The sequence below is a fragment of the Paracoccus tibetensis genome, from assembly GCF_900102505.1.
GTDB classification, from domain to species: Bacteria; Pseudomonadota; Alphaproteobacteria; order Rhodobacterales; family Rhodobacteraceae; genus Paracoccus; species Paracoccus tibetensis.
Genome location: NZ_FMVT01000005.1, coordinates 22,743 through 39,406, shown reverse-complemented (window position 1 = coordinate 39,406; position 16,664 = coordinate 22,743). Strand labels below are relative to the sequence as shown.

Genomic DNA, 16,664 nt, shown 5'->3' with positions numbered 1-16,664 from the left:
GGACCCCATGAGCATCGAAGCAAGCCTCAAGGACAAGGGCATCACCCTTCCCGAAGCCCCCATGCCCGCCGCGAACTACGTCCCCTTCGTGCAGACCGGCAACCTGGTCTTCGTCTCGGGCCAGATCAGCGCCGACGAGAGCGGCCTCATCACCGGCAAGCTGGGCGACGGCACGACAGTCGAGCTGGGCGCGCAGGCCGCCCGCCGCTGCGGGCTGGCGCTGATCGCGCAGCTCAAGGCCGCCATCGGCGATCTGGACCGGGTGAGCCGCGTGGTGAAGCTGACCGGCTTCGTGAACTCGACCTCCGACTTCACCGACCAGCCCAAGGTCATCAACGGCTGCTCGGACCTGATGGTCGAGGTCTTCGGCGAGGCCGGCCGCCATGTACGCGCCGCCGTCTCGGCCTCCTCGCTGCCCTTCGGCGTCGCGGTCGAGATCGAGGCCGTCTTCGAGGTCCGCTGATGCTGGACGAACGCTTCCTGACGGTCCCGATCACGCATCGGGGCCTCCATTCGCCCGGCGTGCCGGAGAACAGCCTCACCGCCGCCCGAGCCGCCATTGAGGCCGGCTACGGCATCGAATGCGACATCCAGCCGGGCCCCGGCGGCGAGCCGCTGGTCTTCCACGACTACCAGCTCCAGCGCCTGACCGGCACGCCCGGCTTCATTGCGGCGACCGACCCGGCGACGCTGGCCGGCCTGCGCCTTCTGGGCACGAACGAGCCGGTGCCGACCCTCGCGCAGCTTCTTGACCTGGTCGCCGGCCAGGTCCCGCTGCTGATCGAGCTGAAGGACCAGGACGGCACCTGCGGCCCCAATGTCGGCGCGCTGCCCGCCCGCACCGCCGAACTGCTGGCGGATTATGCGGGGCCGGTGGCGGTGATGTCCTTCAACCCCCACATGATCGCCGCCTTCCGCGCCGCCGCCCCGCAGATCCCCGTCGGCCTGACGACCTGCGCCTTCCCCGCGGCGGACTGGGCCCGCATCCCGCCCGCGCGGCGCGAGGAACTGGCGCTGATCACGGATTTCGACAAGGTCGGCGCGTCCTTCATCTCGCATGACAAGGACGACCTCATGAACCCGCGCGTGGACGCGCTGAAGGCGCAAGGCGTGCCGATCCTCAGCTGGACCATCTGCTCCGAAGCCGAGGAAGCCGCCGCCCGCCGCGTCGCCCATAACGTGACCTTCGAGGGCTACCGCGCCGCCTTGTGATCCCGCGCCCGCGGCTTCAGGCACGGCAGAGCGCGCAGCCTCCAGCCCAGGGCGAACCGCCCCTTCCTCATCTTCTGTGCCCAAATATCCTCGCGGGGTCCGGGGGGCGAAGCGCCCCCGGCGACCGGGGGACGCAAAAGCGGCCCCGCCACAAGAGCAGGAAGACCAATGCACGCAGGCAGACCGCAGGCGCTCCGCCCGAAAAACCCGCAGCTCCCGCAGCCCCTGCGGCCAAACGCACGCCGCCCCCTGACAAGCTGCCGCGCCATGCCTATCTTCGCCCCATGAACGACACGCTGAGCCTGACGACCCACGCCTCGGTTGCCGAGATCGATCCGCAGACGTGGGACGATCTCGGTGACGGCAATCCCTTCACCACCCACCGCTTCCTGCTGGCGCTGGAGCAGTCCAGGTCGGTCGGGACCGGCACCGGCTGGCAAAGCCTGCACGTCACGCTCGAGCGGGATGGGCAGGTCGTCGGCGCGCTGCCGCTCTATGCGAAGGCCCACAGCCAGGGCGAATACATCTTCGACCATGCCTGGGCCCAGGCCTATACCCGCGCGGGCGGGCGGTATTACCCAAAGCTGCAATGCGCCGCCCCCTTCACTCCCGCCACCGGCCGCCGCCTGCTGGCTAGGGACGCCGGCGCGCAGGCCGCGCTGGCGCAGGCGCTGATGCAGCTGACCGAGCGCGTCGGGGCGTCGTCGGCCCACATCACCTTCTGTACCGAAAACGAGGCCGCCATCGGCACGGCCGCCGGCTTCCTGCCCCGCGTGACGCAGCAGTATCACTGGCTGAACCGCGGCTATGGCAGCTTCGAGGACTTCCTCGGCGCCCTCTCCTCGCGCAAGCGCAAGGACCTGCGGAAAGAGCGCGCCCGCGCCCAGGACTTCGGCGGCACGATCCGGCATCTTCGGGGGGACGACCTGAAGCCGCATCACTGGGACGCCTTCTGGACCTTCTACCAGGACACCGGCAGCCGCAAATGGGGCCAGCCCTACCTCACCCGCGCCTTCTTCGACCACGTCCATCAGACGATGCGCGAGGACGTCCTTCTGGTCTTGGCCGAGCGCGACGGCCGCCCCATCGCCGGCGCGCTGAACTTCCTCGGCCTAGACGCGATCTACGGCCGCTACTGGGGCTGCACCGAGGACCACCCCTTCCTGCATTTCGAGCTTTGCTACCACCAGGCCATCGACCACGCGATCGCCCACGGCCTTGCCCGCGTCGAGGCCGGCGCCCAAGGCGATCACAAGCTCGCCCGCGGCTACGAGCCGGTCCCGATCCACTCGCTGCACTGGACGCCCGACCCCGGCTTCCTGCGCGCCCTCGACGCATATCTGCTGCAGGAGCGCGAGGCGATGGGCGCCGAGATCGAGGCGCTGGCCGAGTTCACGCCATTCCGCCGCGGCGCGTTGCAGGAGTAGCGAATGGCGCCCTGCGAAACGCGCGCTGTGCCGGCGGGCGCCGGATCAGGGGCAGGGCAAAAACCCCCTCTCATCGCAGATGGCCTGATTGCGTCCCGCGACGGCCGGGGGCTCTGCCCCCGGACCCCCGGGATACTTGACCACAGAAGATGAAGGTCAGGCCCTCTCCAGCAGCGCCTCGCCGGCGCTGACGCTGCAGTTGCCCGGGCCATCCTCGACGTCCAGGGCCTCGAACTGCCCGTCCTTCAGGAGGGCGGCATAGCGCTTGCTGCGGCCGAAGAAGCCCACGGCGGGGTTCGAGAAGTCGAGGCCCATCGCCTTGGTGAGGCTGCCATCGGCATCGGCCAGCACCTCGATCCCGGCATTGCCGGCGCCCGTCGCCTCGGCCCAGGCCTTCGCGACAAAGGGATCGTTGACGGTCACGCAGACGATGCGGTCGATGCCCTTCTGGCGAAAGGCGTCTGCCGTGCGCACGAAGCTGGGCATATGGGCGTTGGTGCAGGTGCCGGTGAAGGCACCCGGCAGGCCGAACAGCGCCACGCGGCCCTGCGACAGGTCGGCGGTGGCGACCGTTTCGGGCCCGGCCTCGCCCACGCGCAGAAGTTGGCCCTCGGGCAGCTTGTCTCCGACGGTGATGGTCATGTCACGCTCCTGAATTGCAACGGATTCGCGCGCACTATAGGTTGCCTCCCGTTGGGCGGCTAGGGATGAGCGCATGCGGATCGTGATCGTGGGGGCAGGGCAGGCAGCGGCCTCCATGGCGGCGCGGCTGCGGGCCAGCGGCCATGACGGCCCGCTGACCCTGATCGGCGCCGAGCCGGTGGCGCCCTACCAGCGCCCGCCCCTTTCCAAGGGCTACCTGCTCGGCGAGATGGGCGTGGATCGCCTGCTGCTGCGCGGCGAGGGCTGGTGGGCCGAGCAGCGGATCGAGCTGCGCCTGGCCGAGCGCGCCTTGCGGATCGACCCTGCCGCGCGCGTCCTGGTCACCGACAGGGGCCACCACCCCTACGACGCCCTCGCGCTGACCCTCGGCGCCCGCCCGCGGCGCCTGCCCGTCGCGATGGGGGGCGAGCTGCCCGGCACCCATGTCATCCGCAGCCTCGCCGACATCGACGTCCTCGCGCCCGAGCTTCGTGCCGGCCGCCGCCTCGCCGTCATCGGCGGCGGCTATGTCGGGCTCGAGGCCGCGGCCGTCGCCCGCAAGCTCGGCCTCGAGGTCACGCTGATCGAGGCCGCGCCCCGCATCCTCGGCCGCGTCGCCTGCGCCGAGACTGCCGCCCTCGTCCGCGATCTGCACAGCGCCCACGGCACCACCATCCTCGAAGGCATCGCCATCAGCGCCATCGCGGGCACGGAGCGCGCCACCGGCATCCAGCTGACCGACGGCCGCCACATCCCCGCCGAGATCGTGATCCAGGGCATCGGCGTCCTGCCCGAGACCGACCTCGCCGCCACTGCCGGCCTCGCGCTCGACAACGGCATCGCCGCCGACGGCTTCGGCCGCACCTCCGATCCCGCCATCTGGGCCGCCGGCGACTGCGCCAGCATCCCGCATCAGGGCGGCCGCCTGCGCCTCGAAAGCGTCGGCGGCGCCATCGACATGGCCGAGGCGGTGGCAGACAACATCCTCGGCGCGAGCCGCCCCTGGCAGCCGAAGCCGTGGTTCTGGTCGGACCAGTTCGACACCAAGCTCCAGATCGCCGGGCTCGGCACCGGCCATGACCGGATCGTGCAGCGCGGCGCCGCCCCCTCGGCCTCGGTCTGGTATTTCCGCCAGAACCGCCTCATCGCCGTCGACGCGCTGAACGACCCGCGCGCCTACATGATCGGCAAGCGCCTGATCGAGGCCGGCCGCTCGCCCGACCCGGACGCCGTCGCCGCCACCCCCGACCTCAAGGCGCTGCTCTGATGGGCTTCTTCGTTGCCCAAATACCCATCAAGGCGCCCGCCACATGAGGATCATCGGAGGGTCCTTCCGCGGCCTGAAACTGGCCGATGTCGGGTCCGGCGACGCGGCCGCCCACCTGCGCCCCACCACCGACCGCGTCCGCGAATCGATCTTCAACCTGCTGATCAACGGCAGTCACGGCAACCCGCTGCCCGGCGCCCATGTGCTCGACCTTTTCGCCGGCACCGGCGCCCTCGGGCTCGAGGCGATCTCGCGCGGAGCCGCCAGCGCCACGCTGGTCGATCACGGCGCCGCCGCCGCAAGCCTCATCCGCCAGAACATCGCCCGCGCTCGCGCCGCGGACCGTGTCCGGCACCTGAAGCGCGATGCCACCCGCCTGCCGGCCGCGACCGAAACCGCAGGCCTCGTCTTCCTCGACCCGCCCTACGGGCAGGGCAGGGGAGAGGCCGCACTCGCCTCGGCCATCGCCGGCGGCTGGCTCGCCCCCGGCGCCACGATTCTGTGGGAGGAGAGCGTCCCGCCGGTCCTGCCGCCCGACACCGCGCTCCTCGACCAGCGCCGCTACGGCGCCACGCTGGTCACGCTGGCGCGCTGGAAATCCTAGCCGCCTGCCACGACCGCTGCGGCGGCGTTCAGCCCGCCCGGCCCGTGCGGGATCTCCAGCGCGATCATCCCGGCCTCCATCGCGCCCAGAACGCCCAGCACCATCGCCGCGTTGCAATGGCCCATATGCGCCACCCGCAGCGCCCCCGACGGCTCCGGCGCGCCGAGGCCCACGCCAAGCGTCACCCCGCAGACCCCTGCGACCCAGGCCCGCAGCTCGTCCGCCCGCGGCAGGGTCACCGCCGTCACCGAGGCCGCCCGCGCCGCCGCATCCGCCACCGTCACCCGGATGCCGTCATTGCCAGCGCCCCAAGCATCCACCGCCGCCCAGACCGCGCGGGCAAGGCGGGCATGGCGCGACCAGACCGCCTCCAGCCCCTCTTCCTCCAGGATCATCCGCAGCGCTTCGTCCAGCGCATAGACCTGCTGGACCGGCGGCGTGCCGCCCCAGAAACGCCACAGCTGCTCGGCCCCCGCGCGGATGTGCCAGTCCCAATAGGGGGTCGTCAGCCCGGTCTTCCCGCGCGCGGCCGCCTTGTCCGAGAACCAGACAAAGGCCATGCCCGGCGGGCACATCAGCCCCTTCTGGCTCGCCGACAGCAGCACGTCGACGCCCCATTCGTCCATCTTCATCGGCGCGCAGCCAAGCGAGGCGATGGCATCCACGACCAGCAGCGCCGGGTGGTCCCCCATGGCCGCGCGCAGCGCCGGGATGTCGGCCTGCGTGCCGCTGGCCGTGTCGATCTGGCAGACCATAACCGCCTTCAGCTCGCTTTCCGGGTCAGCCGCCAGCCGCGCCGCCAGCCGCGCCGGATCAGCTGGCGCGTTGCCGAAATCCAGCCGCTCGACCTCGACCCCGCAGGCCGTCAGCACATCCGCCCACGAGCGCCCGAAATGGCCCGAGGTCAGCACGAGCACCGTCTCACCCCGGTCGAACAGGTTCGCTGTCGCCGCCTCCCATGCCGCATGGCCGTTGCCGATATAGGGCGCGAGGTTCGCCCGCGTTCCCGCCAGCCGCTTCAGCTGCGCCATGACCTGCAGGTTCAGCGCGGCCAGCGGCTCGGCATAGATGTCGGGCGAGGCGCGGTGGGCGGCGTTCAGAACGCGCGTCGGCACCGGCGAGGGGCCGGGGATGGCAATATGCTCGTGACCGTAACCAAGGCTCATAAGGTGTTCCTTCACATCGTGCAGTACCGCTAAAACCGCCTGCCTGCCCCGTCAACGGCCTCGGCGGTCGGACAGGGTCCACGGCGCGCCATCCCGGCCTTGCCTTGAGGCAGCCGCCGCCAGCGGTTAAGCCTGTCGCAAAGCCGCGACTGGCGGCGACGAGAGGAAAGGCCTCGCCGTGACCCCACGCCCGCCCAGCCCCGAGGCTGCCATTCCCGACGCCGCCCCTCTCGCCATGCCCGATGCGCCCACCGACCCGGATGCCGTGCCGGCCGAGACGCAGATCGCCGCCGCCGCCACCACCCTCGGCTCCACCCGGATGCAGGGGCTGCTCCATCGGCTGTGGATCGACTACCTGCGCCCGCATCGCGGCGCGATGGCCATTGCCTTCGTCCTGATGACGATCGAGGGCTCGACCCTCGCGCTCATCAGCTGGATGCTGAAGCCGCTCTTCGACCGGGTCTTCATCGGCGGGGACGAGGGCGCGCTCTGGTGGGTGGGCGGCGCCATCCTTGGGGTCTTCGTGCTGCGCGCCTTCACGCTTGTCTCGTCCCGCGCGCTGCTGACGCGCATCTCGCTCTCGGTCTCGACGACGATGCAGACGCACCTGCTGTCGCATATCATGACCCTCGACGGCCGCTTCTTCCGCGAGAACCCGCCCGGCGCCATGATCGAGCGCGTGCAGGGCGACACCCAGGCCGTCCAAGGGGTCTGGGCCACGCTGATCACCGGGGCCACGCGCGATGCCATCGCGCTGGTCATGCTCTTCGCCGTGACCCTGACCATCGACCCGTGGTGGACGCTGGCCGCGCTGGTCGGTGCGCCGATCCTGATCATGCCCGCCGCCCTCGTGCAGCGCTACATCCGCCGCAAGATGCGCCAGAACCGCGCCAACGCCTCGCTGCGCGCTACCCGCCTGGACGAGGTGCTCCACGGCATCGCCTCGATCCGCCTGAACCGCGCCGAGGCCGACCAGACCCGCCGCTTCGCCGAGATCGTCGGCCGCATCCGCACGGCCGAGACCAAGGTCGCCGCCACCTCCTCGGTCATCCCGGCCCTCACCGACATCGTCACCGGCATCGGCTTCATCGCCGTCCTCGCCCTCGGCGGGCGCGAGGTAATGGACGGCACGCGCAGCGTCGGCGACTTCATGGCCTTCTTCACCGCCCTCGCGCTCGCCTTCCAGCCCATGCGCCGCCTCGGCGGCCTCGCCGGCACCTGGCAGACCGCCGCCGCCAGCCTCGAACGGATCTACCAGGTCTTCGACACGGCTCCGACCGTCCTTTCCGGCCCCCGCACCGCGCCCCCCGTCGCCACCGGCATCGAGCTGCGCGACGTGCGCCTCTCCTTCGACGGCCAGCCGGTGCTGAACGGCCTTACCCTCTCCGCCGAGGCCGGCCAGACCACCGCCCTCGTCGGCCCCTCGGGCGCGGGCAAGTCCACCGTCTTCAACCTCCTCACCCGCATGGTTGATCCGGACGAGGGCGCGGTCCTTCTTGGCGGCGTGCCGGTCGCCGACTACGACCTCGGCACGCTGCGCGACCAGTTCTCGACCGTCTCGCAGGAGCCCGCGCTCTTTGACGAGAGCCTGCGCGACAACGTTCTGATGGGCCGCCCCGCCGCCTCCGAGGCCGAGCTGCAGGACGCCCTCGACGCCGCCCATGTCAGCGACTTCCTCGGCGAGCAGCGCAGCCTCGACGCGCCCGTCGGCCCCCGCGGCTCGGCCCTGTCGGGCGGGCAGCGCCAGCGCGTCGCCATCGCCCGCGCCATCCTCCGCGACGCCCCCGTGCTGCTTCTGGACGAGGCGACCAGCGCCCTCGACACCGCCTCCGAACGGCTCGTCCAGGACGCGCTGGACACGCTCTCGCAGGACCGCACGACGCTGGTGATCGCGCATCGCCTCTCGACCATCCGCGGCGCCGACAAGATCGTGGTGATGGAGGCCGGCCGGGTTGTCGAAGAGGGCAGCCATGACCAGTTGATGGCGAAAGGCGGCAGCTATGCCCGCCTCGTCGCCCTGCAGTTCGGAGCCGAAACATGAGCCGCCAGATCATCCGAGTCACCGGCGAGGACCGCGACGCCTTCCTGCAAGGGCTGGTCACCAACGACGTCCGCCGCGCCCCCTGCTGGGCGGCCATGCTCACCCCACAGGGCAAGTATCTGGCCGATTTCCTGATCGTCCCGGCCGGGGACGCGCTGCTGATCGACGTCGACACCCGGCTGGCCGAGGACCTGCTGCGCCGCCTCACGATGTACAAGCTCCGCTCCAAGGTCGATCTGGCCCCCGTCGATCTTCCCGTCGCCCGCGGCACCGGCGTGCCGCCCCAGGATGCCATCGCCGATCCGCGCCACCCGGCCCTCGGCTGGCGCCTCTACGGGCAGGCGGGCGACGACGGCAGCGATTGGGACGCGCTCCGCGTCGAGAACCTCATCCCCGAGACGCTGGCCGAGCTGATCCCCAACGAGACCTACATCCTCGAAGCCGGGTTCGAGCGCCTCCACGGCGTCGACTTCCGTAAGGGCTGCTATGTCGGGCAAGAGGTCACGGCCCGCATGAAGCACAAGACCGAGCTGCGAAAGGGCCTGACGCGCCTCGCCATCACCGGCACCGCGCCGGTGGGCACGCCCATCACCCATGACGGCCGCGAGGTCGGCACGCTCGGCACCCAGTCCGGCGGCTTCGCCCTCGCGCATGTCCGCTTCGACCGGGTGATACCGGGCATGGAGGCCGGCGAGGCCCGGCTCGATCCGGCCGAGCCGCGTCCCGCATGACCGAGCCGGCGCCCGAGCAGCGCCGGCCCGAAGACCGAAGGATCGTCCATGTCGACATGGACGCCTTCTTCGCCAGCGTCGAGCAGCGCGACAACCCGGACCTGCGCGGCAAGCCCGTCGCCGTCGGCGGCTCCGCCGCGCGCGGCGTGGTGGCGGCGGCCAGCTACGAGGCCCGCGCCTTCGGCGTCCGCTCCGCCATGCCCTCGGTCACCGCCGCGCGCCTCTGCCCGAACCTCATCTTCGTCAAGCACCGGTTCGAGGTCTACCGCGCCGTCTCCCAGCAGATCCGCGAGATCTTCGCCGACTACACCCCCCTCGTCGAGCCGCTCTCGCTCGACGAGGCCTATCTCGATCTCACCGGCCGCCTCGGCAGCCGCACCGCGACGAGCATCGCGCAGGAGATCCGCGCCCGCATCCGCGAGACGACCGGCCTCACCGCCAGCGCCGGCGTCAGCTACAACAAGTTCCTCGCCAAGCTCGCCTCGGACCAGAACAAGCCCGACGGCCTTTGCGTCATCACCCCCGAACGCGGCCCCGATTTCGTCCTAACCCTGCCGGTCGGCAAGTTCCACGGCATCGGCCCCGCGACGGCTGCCAAGATGCAGGCCATGGGGATCCACACAGGCGCCGACCTCCACGCCCAAAGCCTCGACTTCCTCACCCGCCGCTTCGGCAAGTCCGGCCAGTATTACTGGAACATCTCGCGCGGCATCGACCACCGCCGCGTCAGCCCCGACCGCATCCGCAAGTCGATCGGTGCCGAAAACACCTTCTCCGCCGACCTCATGACCCTCCCCGAGGCCGCCGAGGCCCTCGCCCCGCTCGCCGCCAAGGTCTGGACCGCTGCCGTCCGCCACCAGATGCGCGGCCGCACGGTGACGCTCAAGGTCAAGTTCTCCGACTTCCGCCAAATCACCCGCGCTCGCACCCTACCGCATCCCGTCGCCTCGGAAGCCGAGCTTCTGACCCTCGCCCGCGAGCAAGCCGCCACCGTCCTGCCCGACCCCCGCGGCGCCCGCCTCCTCGGCATCACCCTGTCGCATTTCGACAGCGACGACGACGCCCCTGCCCAGCTTGACCTCTTCGGCCGCGCCCCCTGAGGCCCGCTCCTTCGTCCTGCTTTGGTCTCCAAATATCCCGCGGGGGGTCCGGGGGGCGCGAAGCCCCCCGGTGGTCGCAGGACGCAACAGGCAACGCCCGGAAGCGGTGCACAGCCGGTGCACATCATGTGCCGCCTCCGTGCACACCCTGTGCGGCGCCAATCCCAGCAATTGCAGGCCCGAATGCATCAATCCGCCGCCGCAGCGTCACCCGCACCGCACGCAGCCGTTGCGCAACGAAAGGCCCCGCGCGATCCCTCGCACGGGGCCTTCGAGCGTCGGTCCGAAGATCAGGCCCGTTCGCTGTATTCGAACATCTCGGTGTTGACGACGATCTGCTCGCCCTCGCCGACGAAGGGCGGGATCATGATGCGCACGCCATTGTCCAGGATCGCCGGCTTGTAGCTGTTCGCCGCCGTCTGGCCCTTCACGACCGGCTCGGTCTCGGCCACGGTGCAGGTCACCTTCTGCGGGATCGAGACCGACAGGGCCTCCTCGCCGTAATACTCGATCGTCGCGGTCATGCCGTCCTGCAGGAAGGGGCGGCGGTCGCCCAGCAGTTCGGCGTCCAGCTCGGTCTGCTCGAAAGTCTCGCTGTCCATGAAGACCAGCTTGCCGTCGGTTTCGTACAGGAACTGCTGGTCCTTCTGGTCCAGGCGCACGCGCTCGACCTTGTCCTCGGACCGGAAGCGCTCGTTCAGCTTGCGCCCGTCGCGCAGGTTCTTCATCTCGACCTGGGCGAAGGCGCCGCCCTTGCCGGGCTTGACGTGGCTGACCTTCACGGCGGCCCACAGGCCCCCGTCATGCTCCAGCACGTTGCCGGGGCGGATTTCGTTGCCGTTGATCTTGGGCATGGGATGCGACTCGCGGTTATGCGGAAAATTCAGGCCGTCCGCAGCGTTGAACGGCAATGTGACGCCCCTATATCGGGGGCTTCGGGTGCAGGCAACCAGATCGGTTCTGCGGCGTTGTCAAGGCGCCGACGTAGCGGAAAGGCGGCGGCACGAGGTTCCAGTGACGATTTTTTGCCGGATTTTGCACGCCATGCAGTAAGGGCATGGCAGACATGCTCGGGCGGGAATACCGAATCGGCGGCGCAATAGGCTATGGCAGGCGGCACCGTCAGAGAAACGGAAACAATAACCAAGGGCGAAGCCAACTCGCCCGATGGCCTCGTCTGCTGAACGGGGCCGCAGAAATGGACGAAAGATATGCGCGATTTTGTTGACGGCTCTGCTTTCAATTTCGAACAAGGCCAGCGGGCCCGCAAGCTGTTTGCGGCCGTGGTTCTCGCTGCGCTGGACGACGCCATTGCTGACGACAAGAAATATGGCAACGGCCCCGAGCAGATCGCCCGGTGGGCCCGCTCGCGCGATGGGCGCGAGGTTCTGTCCTGCGCCGGGATCGACCCGAACGAGCGGGTGGTGAAGGGACTGATGGAGTTCGTCTCGAAGGGCGTGCGCACCTCGGTCGCCCTGTCCCGCGAGGAAAGCGAGCGCCGCATGGCCGCCGAGGCCGAGGATGCCGAGGCCGCCTGAGCCGGCGCCGCGTTCCAATGATCCGGGCCGCCGATGGGGCGGCCCTTTTCATGTGCGGCCTAGAGTCGCGTGATGACCCGCTGCGTGTAGAAATGCTCGACATCGTCGGCATGGCAGAGCTCGGTCGCCGGGGTCATCACCGCGGCCGAGGCGGCGGCGGTGCCGTAGGCCAGCGCCTCCTCCACCGGCCAGGTCCTTGCCATCGCCAGCACGAAGCCCGCCACGAAGCTGTCGCCCGCGCCCACGGCGCTGACGACGCTGACCCGCGCGGCCTCGGCGTGCCACGCCCCGTCCGGCCCCGCGATGACCGAGCCATCCGCCCCCCGCGCCACGATCACCGCCTTCGCGGCGCCGTTGCGCACCAGACCTGCGGCGAAGTCCGCGCTGTCGGTCCGCAGGGGCAGGGGGCGCCCGGCCAGTTCCTCGGCCTCGTGGCTGTCCATCCGCAGCACGTCCACCGGGATCGACGAGCCTGCCAGCGCCAGCAGCGCCGCGCCCGAGGTGTCGACCAGCAGCTTCGCCCGCCCGTCCTTCAGCCGCACCGTCAGCATCTGCTCGAAGCCCGGCGCAACGCCCGGCGGGTTCGAGCCTGACACGACCACCCAGCCTCCGCCGCGCGCGGCTTCGGCGATGGCGGCCATCGCGTCGCCCACGTTGCTCATGTGCCATTCCGGCCCCGGCATCACGAAGCGGTACTGCCCGCCCGTCGCCCGGTCTGTCACCGCCAGCGACTGCCGCGTCTCCCCCGGCGCCGTCATGCGGATGACGCTGAGGCCCTGCGCCTTCAGCATCTCGGCCATGCGCGCGCCCGTCGCGCCGCCAAGCGCGACCATCGCCGTCGAGGCGCCGCCGAGGATCTTGATCGCCCGGCTGACGTTGATGCCGCCGCCGCCCGGGTCCACCACCGGCTTGTCGCAGCGCAGCTTCAGGTCGGCGCGCACCTCGTCCGTGGCGGTCGACAGGTCCAGCGCGGGGTTCAGGGTGACGGTCAGGATCGGCGCCTGCGCCATCACTCCCACCAGCGGTCGATGGCGGCGATATCGTCGTCCGACCAGCCGAAGTGATGCGCCATCTCGTGCGTGACGACATGGATCACCAGATCGTCGAGGCCGATATCCCCGCGCGAGGCCCATTCGTCCAGGATCGGCCGGCGGAACAGCCAGATGATGTCCGGTCCGGCCGGCTGGTCGCTGACCGACTTCTCGGTCATCGGGATGCCGTCATAAAGGCCGGTCAGCTCGAACGGGTCGTCGATCTGCAATTCGTCCAGCATCTCGTCGGGGGCGAACTCGGCCACGCGGATGGCGACAGCGGCGGCTGCCGCGGCAAATTCCTCGGGCAGTTCGGCCATGGCGGCGCGGGCGATCCGCTCGATTTCGGCTGCATCGGGGGGCAGGCGCCCTTGCCACTCGCTCATTTGCATCTCCTCGCGTCCTGGCCCCGATATGGACAAAAACGGCTGCCTGTGAAAGAGCAAGCCCAACAGGAGTGCCCCATGACCATCACCCGCTTCGCCCCGTCGCCGACCGGCCACATCCATGTCGGCAACCTTCGGACCGCCCTCTTCAACTACCTGATCGCGCGGAAGGCGGGCGGGCAGTTCATCCTGCGCCTCGACGACACCGACCAGGAGCGCAGCAAGGAGGAATATGTCGAGGGGATCAAGCGCGATCTCGACTGGCTGGGCCTGCACTGGGACCGGGTCGAACGGCAGTCGCTGCGTCTGGACCGCTATGCCGAGGAAGCGGGCAAGCTGCGCGCCTCGGGGCGGCTCTACGAGGTCTTCGAGACCCCGACCGAGCTGGACCTGAAGCGCAAGAAGCAGCTGAACATGGGGAGGCCCCCGGTCTATGACCGCACCGGCCTGCACCTGACGGATGCCGAGAAGGACAAGCTGCGGGCCGAGGGGCGCGAGGGCTACTGGCGCTTCCTGCTGGACCAGGAACGGATCGAGTGGACCGACGGCATCCTCGGCGACATCTCGATCGACGCGGCCTCGGTCAGCGACCCGGTGCTGATCCGGGCGGACGGGCAGGTGCTTTACACCTTCGCCAGCAGCGTCGATGACACCGACATGGGCGTCACGCATATCGTGCGCGGCTCGGACCATGTGACGAACACCGCGACGCAGATCCAGATCATCAAGGCCATCGGCGGCACGCCCCCGGCCTTCGCCCACCACTCCCTGCTGACCGGCGCCAAGGGCGAGGAGCTGTCCAAGCGGATCGGCGCCCTGTCGCTGAAGGACCTGCGCGAGGCGGGGGTCGCTCCCGAGGCGCTGATCTCGCTGATGGCGCGGCTTGGGTCGGGCGTGCCGGTGGGGCTGGCGTCGCTGGATGAGCTGGCGGACAGCTTCGACCTTGGCCAGTTCGGCGCCTCGCCCACCAAGTTCGACGCAGAAGACCTCTGGCCGCTGACGCGCGAGCGGAACCAGGCGCTGCCCTTCGAGGCCGCCGCGGACCGCATCGCGGCGCTTGGCGTGCCCGAGGATCAGGCGCAGCGATTCTGGCGCGTCGCCTCGCAGAACATCACGGTTCTGGATGACCTCGGCGGCTGGTGGCAGATCTTCAGCGAGGGCGCCGAGCCGCAGATCGACGCCGAGGATGCCGATTTCGTGGCGCAAGCGATGACGATGCTGCCCCCGCAGCCTTTCACCGAAGCGAGCTGGAGCGAGTGGACCTCTGCCGTGAAGGCGGCGACGGGCCGCAAGGGCAAGGGCCTGTTCATGCCGCTGCGCAAGGCGCTGACGGGGCAGGCGCACGGGCCGGACATGTCCGAGGTGATGCCGCTGCTGCAGGTGGTCAAGGCCCGCGCCTGACGCCTCTTGCCAGACGGCCCGCATGGGCGCTTCCTTCCGCGAGACGCGCGAGGAGACGCCCATGCAAGACCATCCCTCAACCGACACCGCCCGGCGTTGGCTGGGCCGCGAGGGGGCGGCCCTGGCCGCCACCGAACGCACCGTCCTCGACCACCTGACCCGCCGCCGCACCATCAGCCGCGACCCGCAGGCCGAGCTGGCCGAGGGGATGGATCTGGGCGCCCGCATGGCCGACCGCGTGGCGGCCTTCGGCGGCTCTTGGGCGTTCATCGGCATCTTCGTGGCGGTGCTCGTGGTCTGGTGCGGGCTGAACCTCGTCCTCGGCCGCGACGGGTTCGACCCTTATCCGTTCATCTTCCTGAACCTGGTGCTGTCGATGCTGGCCGCCGTGCAGGCGCCGATCATCATGATGAGCCAGAACCGCCAGGCCGAGAAGGACCGCCTCGCCGCCGCCCATGATTACGAGGTGAACCTGAAGGCCGAGCTGGAGATCATGGCCCTGCACGAGAAGCTGGACCGCCTGCGCGCCGAGGGGATCGAGCGCCTGCTCGCCCAGCAGCAGGCGCAGCTTGCGCTGATCGAGGCCGCGCTTGCGCGCATCTCGCCGCCCGACGAAGCAGGTTTTTCGCGCGGCGGCCCTTGACGCTGCCCGCCCGCCCGGCTAAATCGCCGCCTACCGTGGCGGAGTAGCTCAGTTGGTTAGAGCAGCGGAATCATAATCCGCGTGTCGGGGGTTCAAGTCCCTCCTCCGCTACCAAAAAACTTCAAGGCTTTTCATTGTCTTGAGTGGCCAGTGGCAATCGCTGTGATTTCACCAACAGATTTTTCAATGAGACCGTGGCACTGACGTGGCACAGATGCAGTATCGTCCTCCGCCACGGGGAATTCACGCTTTCGTGATCCTCGACAGATACCGCTGAACGTCGGACGTGTAGAACCTTACGATCGATCCGTGCTCATCACCAAGTCGGACCTTCCTCGGAAACCCGGGACGCTCCTTTGCCCACCTGTCGATGGTGCTCCTCGTCACGCCGAAGACACGCTGCAGATCGTCGTTAGAGCAGAGGTGTTTCTTCGATAGCCAGTGGGGCATCGTCTTGCAGTCGGGTTCCATTCTATTCTTCCTCTTCGGTTTGGGCGGGAGCGCTTATGATTTGCCATAAGGCTACGGCGAAAAATCATCGTCTGCCGGGCGTTCCGGCTCGACGGGGTCGAGGTCGAAACCGTCATGGCGCCACGGGTCGTCTCCGATCCGGGCTACCATTGCCGGTCCGTCTGCATCGTTGATGAAGCGGATGGCGTAAGGCCGCTGGTGTTCCGCCCGGGCCTGTTCCCAGGCCGCGCGGATCATGGCGGCCCGGGTCAGCCCGCGACCGGGTTCGACATCGGCTCCCCGAGGAGGTCGAGGATCCTGTCGAGCTTCGCGTCGAGGCGATCGAACCGGTCCGCCATGGCCCCGTTCTGACGGGTCCTCTCGACCTCCTGAACGCAGATAGCCTCGGTCAGCTGCGCGATGAGCTGCGTCAGGATTTTCACCGTATCGGCGAGATGGCCCTCCATCAGCTTCATCGCGCTCAGGTAGTCCTTGATCACGTCCGAAACGGGGAGCTGGTCGCGGTCCGCCAAGAGATCGTTCAGCAGCCCCTGGATCACCTGCAGCAGGGTCAGGATCTCTCTGATCCTGTCGTCGTCCGGCGGCTCGCCGGGGGGAGACGGCGCGGCGGTATCGGTCATGGGAATTCTCCAAGGTTGTGATGAGAGTAGACAGGTGCGGCAGGGCCGCGGCGGCATGCTGCTCGAGGCCCCGGGTAAGAGCTGCGACGGAGCGGTTGCGCTTGATCCGGGCGATGGCCCGGAGGAAGGTGGGCTTCAGTCGCCGGACGACGAGAGCGAGCCACGTAGTATCCCCGAGATCCTCCTCAGGTCCCGGTTCTCCTGCTCCACCCTCTCGAGCCGAGGCAGCATCTGCCGGATCTGCGCTTCCAGCTCCTCGTTCCTGGATTCCAGGTTCTTGATCCTGTCGGAGTGCAGGCCCACTGCCGTCTGCAGCTGTTCGAGCAACCGCCGGAACGGGCTGAGTGCTTCGGTCGTGAACGAGTAACGCTTCGACATGGGGAT

At 69.5% G+C, this 16,664-nt stretch carries 18 protein-coding genes, 1 tRNA gene and 1 pseudogene; 12 read left to right on the top strand and 8 right to left on the bottom strand.

The window, feature by feature from the left end; genetic code table 11:
• Positions 1-7: 7 nt before the first annotated feature.
• From BLP73_RS08045 to BLP73_RS08035, 3 genes are all read left to right on the top strand, one after another.
• A complete protein-coding gene (locus BLP73_RS08045; RefSeq protein ID WP_090742296.1) occupies positions 8-463 on the top strand; it encodes a RidA family protein in 456 nt (151 codons plus the stop codon).
• The gene (locus tag BLP73_RS08040; protein WP_090742294.1) at positions 463-1,212 is read left to right on the top strand and encodes a glycerophosphodiester phosphodiesterase family protein; all 750 of its coding nucleotides are present in this window, start codon (positions 463-465) and stop codon (positions 1,210-1,212) included. The genes BLP73_RS08045 and BLP73_RS08040 overlap by 1 nt, the downstream gene beginning before the upstream one ends.
• A 284-nt stretch (positions 1,213-1,496) precedes the next feature.
• Entirely contained in the window at positions 1,497-2,639 is a 1,143-nt protein-coding gene (locus BLP73_RS08035) for a GNAT family N-acetyltransferase (protein WP_090742292.1), read from the top strand.
• 156 nt (positions 2,640-2,795) lie between these two features.
• Here BLP73_RS08035 and BLP73_RS08030 read toward each other — a convergent pair whose 3' ends face one another.
• Positions 2,796-3,281 (bottom strand): peroxiredoxin, encoded by a 486-nt coding sequence (locus BLP73_RS08030; protein WP_090742288.1) that lies wholly within the window; start codon positions 3,279-3,281, stop codon positions 2,796-2,798.
• A 73-nt stretch (positions 3,282-3,354) separates the two neighbouring features.
• On the opposite strand from BLP73_RS08030, the gene BLP73_RS08025 reads away from it, so the two are divergent.
• Together BLP73_RS08025 and rsmD are read left to right on the top strand one after the other, a co-directional pair.
• The gene (locus BLP73_RS08025) at positions 3,355-4,548 is read left to right on the top strand and encodes an NAD(P)/FAD-dependent oxidoreductase (RefSeq protein WP_090742285.1); all 1,194 of its coding nucleotides are present in this window, start codon (positions 3,355-3,357) and stop codon (positions 4,546-4,548) included.
• Positions 4,549-4,585: 37 nt separating this feature from the next.
• Positions 4,586-5,152: pseudogene (gene rsmD / locus BLP73_RS08020) on the top strand (16S rRNA (guanine(966)-N(2))-methyltransferase RsmD); the annotation flags it as partial.
• On the opposite strand, the gene BLP73_RS08015 reads toward rsmD, so the two are convergent.
• Complete coding sequence (locus BLP73_RS08015; protein WP_090742279.1) at positions 5,149-6,318, bottom strand: pyridoxal-phosphate-dependent aminotransferase family protein; 1,170 nt, start codon at positions 6,316-6,318, stop codon at positions 5,149-5,151. The pseudogene rsmD and the gene BLP73_RS08015 overlap by 4 nt on opposite strands.
• 319 nt (positions 6,319-6,637) lie before the next feature.
• On the opposite strand from BLP73_RS08015, the gene BLP73_RS08010 reads away from it, so the two are divergent.
• The 3 genes from BLP73_RS08010 to dinB are packed head-to-tail and all read left to right on the top strand — an operon-like array spanning position 6,638 to position 10,190.
• Positions 6,638-8,359 carry an ABC transporter ATP-binding protein gene (locus BLP73_RS08010; RefSeq protein WP_090743052.1) on the top strand — a complete coding sequence of 574 codons (1,722 nt, stop codon included), beginning with the start codon at positions 6,638-6,640 and terminating at the stop codon, positions 8,357-8,359.
• Positions 8,356-9,090: a CAF17-like 4Fe-4S cluster assembly/insertion protein YgfZ gene (gene ygfZ, locus BLP73_RS08005; RefSeq protein ID WP_090742276.1), complete on the top strand. Its 735-nt coding sequence runs from the start codon at positions 8,356-8,358 to the stop codon at positions 9,088-9,090. The genes BLP73_RS08010 and ygfZ overlap by 4 nt, the downstream gene beginning before the upstream one ends.
• The gene (dinB, locus tag BLP73_RS08000; protein WP_090742273.1) at positions 9,087-10,190 is read left to right on the top strand and encodes a DNA polymerase IV; all 1,104 of its coding nucleotides are present in this window, start codon (positions 9,087-9,089) and stop codon (positions 10,188-10,190) included. The genes ygfZ and dinB overlap by 4 nt, the downstream gene beginning before the upstream one ends.
• A gap of 290 nt (positions 10,191-10,480) precedes the next feature.
• On the opposite strand, the gene efp is transcribed toward dinB, so the two are convergent.
• Positions 10,481-11,044: an elongation factor P gene (gene efp / locus BLP73_RS07995; protein ID WP_090743049.1), complete on the bottom strand. Its 564-nt coding sequence runs from the start codon at positions 11,042-11,044 to the stop codon at positions 10,481-10,483.
• Between the two features lie 357 nt (positions 11,045-11,401).
• Between efp and BLP73_RS07990 the strand changes: the two genes are divergently transcribed.
• On the top strand, positions 11,402-11,728 hold the full coding sequence (locus BLP73_RS07990) for a DUF6280 family protein (protein WP_090742270.1): 327 nt from the start codon (positions 11,402-11,404) through the stop codon (positions 11,726-11,728).
• A gap of 59 nt (positions 11,729-11,787) precedes the next feature.
• Here the strand turns inward: BLP73_RS07990 and BLP73_RS07985 are convergent, their stop codons facing one another.
• Together BLP73_RS07985 and BLP73_RS07980 are read right to left on the bottom strand one after the other, a co-directional pair.
• On the bottom strand, positions 11,788-12,738 hold the full coding sequence (locus tag BLP73_RS07985; protein ID WP_090742267.1) for a 1-phosphofructokinase family hexose kinase: 951 nt from the start codon (positions 12,736-12,738) through the stop codon (positions 11,788-11,790).
• Positions 12,738-13,145, bottom strand: a complete 408-nt coding sequence (locus BLP73_RS07980; RefSeq protein WP_090742264.1) for a metallopeptidase family protein — start codon at positions 13,143-13,145, stop codon at positions 12,738-12,740. Before BLP73_RS07980 ends, BLP73_RS07985 begins: the two co-directional genes overlap by 1 nt.
• A 78-nt stretch (positions 13,146-13,223) precedes the next feature.
• Here BLP73_RS07980 and gltX point away from each other — a divergent pair, with 78 nt between their 5' ends.
• The 3 genes from gltX to BLP73_RS07965 all read left to right on the top strand — a co-directional run bounded on the left by gltX (position 13,224) and on the right by BLP73_RS07965 (position 15,303).
• Entirely contained in the window at positions 13,224-14,546 is a 1,323-nt protein-coding gene (gltX, locus tag BLP73_RS07975) for a glutamate--tRNA ligase (protein WP_090742261.1), read from the top strand.
• A 61-nt stretch (positions 14,547-14,607) separates the two neighbouring features.
• Positions 14,608-15,189, top strand: coding sequence for a DUF1003 domain-containing protein (locus BLP73_RS07970; protein WP_090743046.1), 582 nt, complete (start codon positions 14,608-14,610; stop codon positions 15,187-15,189).
• Between the two features lie 37 nt (positions 15,190-15,226).
• Positions 15,227-15,303 (top strand) — tRNA-Met (locus BLP73_RS07965).
• 408 nt (positions 15,304-15,711) lie between these two features.
• Here the strand turns inward: BLP73_RS07965 and BLP73_RS07955 are convergent.
• The 3 genes from BLP73_RS07955 to BLP73_RS07945 form a co-directional block, all read right to left on the bottom strand.
• Entirely contained in the window at positions 15,712-15,897 is a 186-nt protein-coding gene (locus BLP73_RS07955) for a hypothetical protein (RefSeq protein WP_090742255.1), read from the bottom strand.
• 11 nt (positions 15,898-15,908) lie between these two features.
• Positions 15,909-16,280 (bottom strand): hypothetical protein, encoded by a 372-nt coding sequence (locus tag BLP73_RS07950; protein WP_090742251.1) that lies wholly within the window; start codon positions 16,278-16,280, stop codon positions 15,909-15,911.
• A 135-nt stretch (positions 16,281-16,415) separates the two neighbouring features.
• Positions 16,416-16,658: an MreC domain-containing protein gene (locus tag BLP73_RS07945; protein ID WP_090742248.1), complete on the bottom strand. Its 243-nt coding sequence runs from the start codon at positions 16,656-16,658 to the stop codon at positions 16,416-16,418.
• Between the last annotated feature and the right edge of the window lie 6 nt (positions 16,659-16,664).

What these genes read in the sequence shown, in the direction of transcription:
- gltX (WP_090742261.1), top strand. Translation starts at nt 13,224, where the DNA reads ATGACCATCACCCGCTTCGCCCCGTCGCCGACCGGCCACATCCATGTC.
- BLP73_RS07970 (WP_090743046.1), top strand. Translation starts at nt 14,608, where the DNA reads ATGCAAGACCATCCCTCAACCGACACCGCCCGGCGTTGGCTGGGCCGC.
- BLP73_RS07990 (WP_090742270.1), top strand. Translation starts at nt 11,402, where the DNA reads ATGCGCGATTTTGTTGACGGCTCTGCTTTCAATTTCGAACAAGGCCAG.
- BLP73_RS07945 (WP_090742248.1), bottom strand. Translation starts at nt 16,658, where the DNA reads ATGTCGAAGCGTTACTCGTTCACGACCGAAGCACTCAGCCCGTTCCGG.
- dinB (WP_090742273.1), top strand. Translation starts at nt 9,087, where the DNA reads ATGACCGAGCCGGCGCCCGAGCAGCGCCGGCCCGAAGACCGAAGGATC.
- BLP73_RS08010 (WP_090743052.1), top strand. Translation starts at nt 6,638, where the DNA reads ATGCAGGGGCTGCTCCATCGGCTGTGGATCGACTACCTGCGCCCGCAT.
- BLP73_RS07980 (WP_090742264.1), bottom strand. Translation starts at nt 13,145, where the DNA reads ATGAGCGAGTGGCAAGGGCGCCTGCCCCCCGATGCAGCCGAAATCGAG.
- BLP73_RS07985 (WP_090742267.1), bottom strand. Translation starts at nt 12,738, where the DNA reads ATGGCGCAGGCGCCGATCCTGACCGTCACCCTGAACCCCGCGCTGGAC.
- BLP73_RS08035 (WP_090742292.1), top strand. Translation starts at nt 1,497, where the DNA reads ATGAACGACACGCTGAGCCTGACGACCCACGCCTCGGTTGCCGAGATC.
- BLP73_RS07950 (WP_090742251.1), bottom strand. Translation starts at nt 16,280, where the DNA reads ATGACCGATACCGCCGCGCCGTCTCCCCCCGGCGAGCCGCCGGACGAC.
- efp (WP_090743049.1), bottom strand. Translation starts at nt 11,044, where the DNA reads ATGCCCAAGATCAACGGCAACGAAATCCGCCCCGGCAACGTGCTGGAG.
- BLP73_RS08025 (WP_090742285.1), top strand. Translation starts at nt 3,355, where the DNA reads ATGCGGATCGTGATCGTGGGGGCAGGGCAGGCAGCGGCCTCCATGGCG.
- BLP73_RS07955 (WP_090742255.1), bottom strand. Translation starts at nt 15,897, where the DNA reads ATGATCCGCGCGGCCTGGGAACAGGCCCGGGCGGAACACCAGCGGCCT.
- BLP73_RS08015 (WP_090742279.1), bottom strand. Translation starts at nt 6,318, where the DNA reads ATGAGCCTTGGTTACGGTCACGAGCATATTGCCATCCCCGGCCCCTCG.
- ygfZ (WP_090742276.1), top strand. Translation starts at nt 8,356, where the DNA reads ATGAGCCGCCAGATCATCCGAGTCACCGGCGAGGACCGCGACGCCTTC.
- BLP73_RS08045 (WP_090742296.1), top strand. Translation starts at nt 8, where the DNA reads ATGAGCATCGAAGCAAGCCTCAAGGACAAGGGCATCACCCTTCCCGAA.
- BLP73_RS08040 (WP_090742294.1), top strand. Translation starts at nt 463, where the DNA reads ATGCTGGACGAACGCTTCCTGACGGTCCCGATCACGCATCGGGGCCTC.
- BLP73_RS08030 (WP_090742288.1), bottom strand. Translation starts at nt 3,281, where the DNA reads ATGACCATCACCGTCGGAGACAAGCTGCCCGAGGGCCAACTTCTGCGC.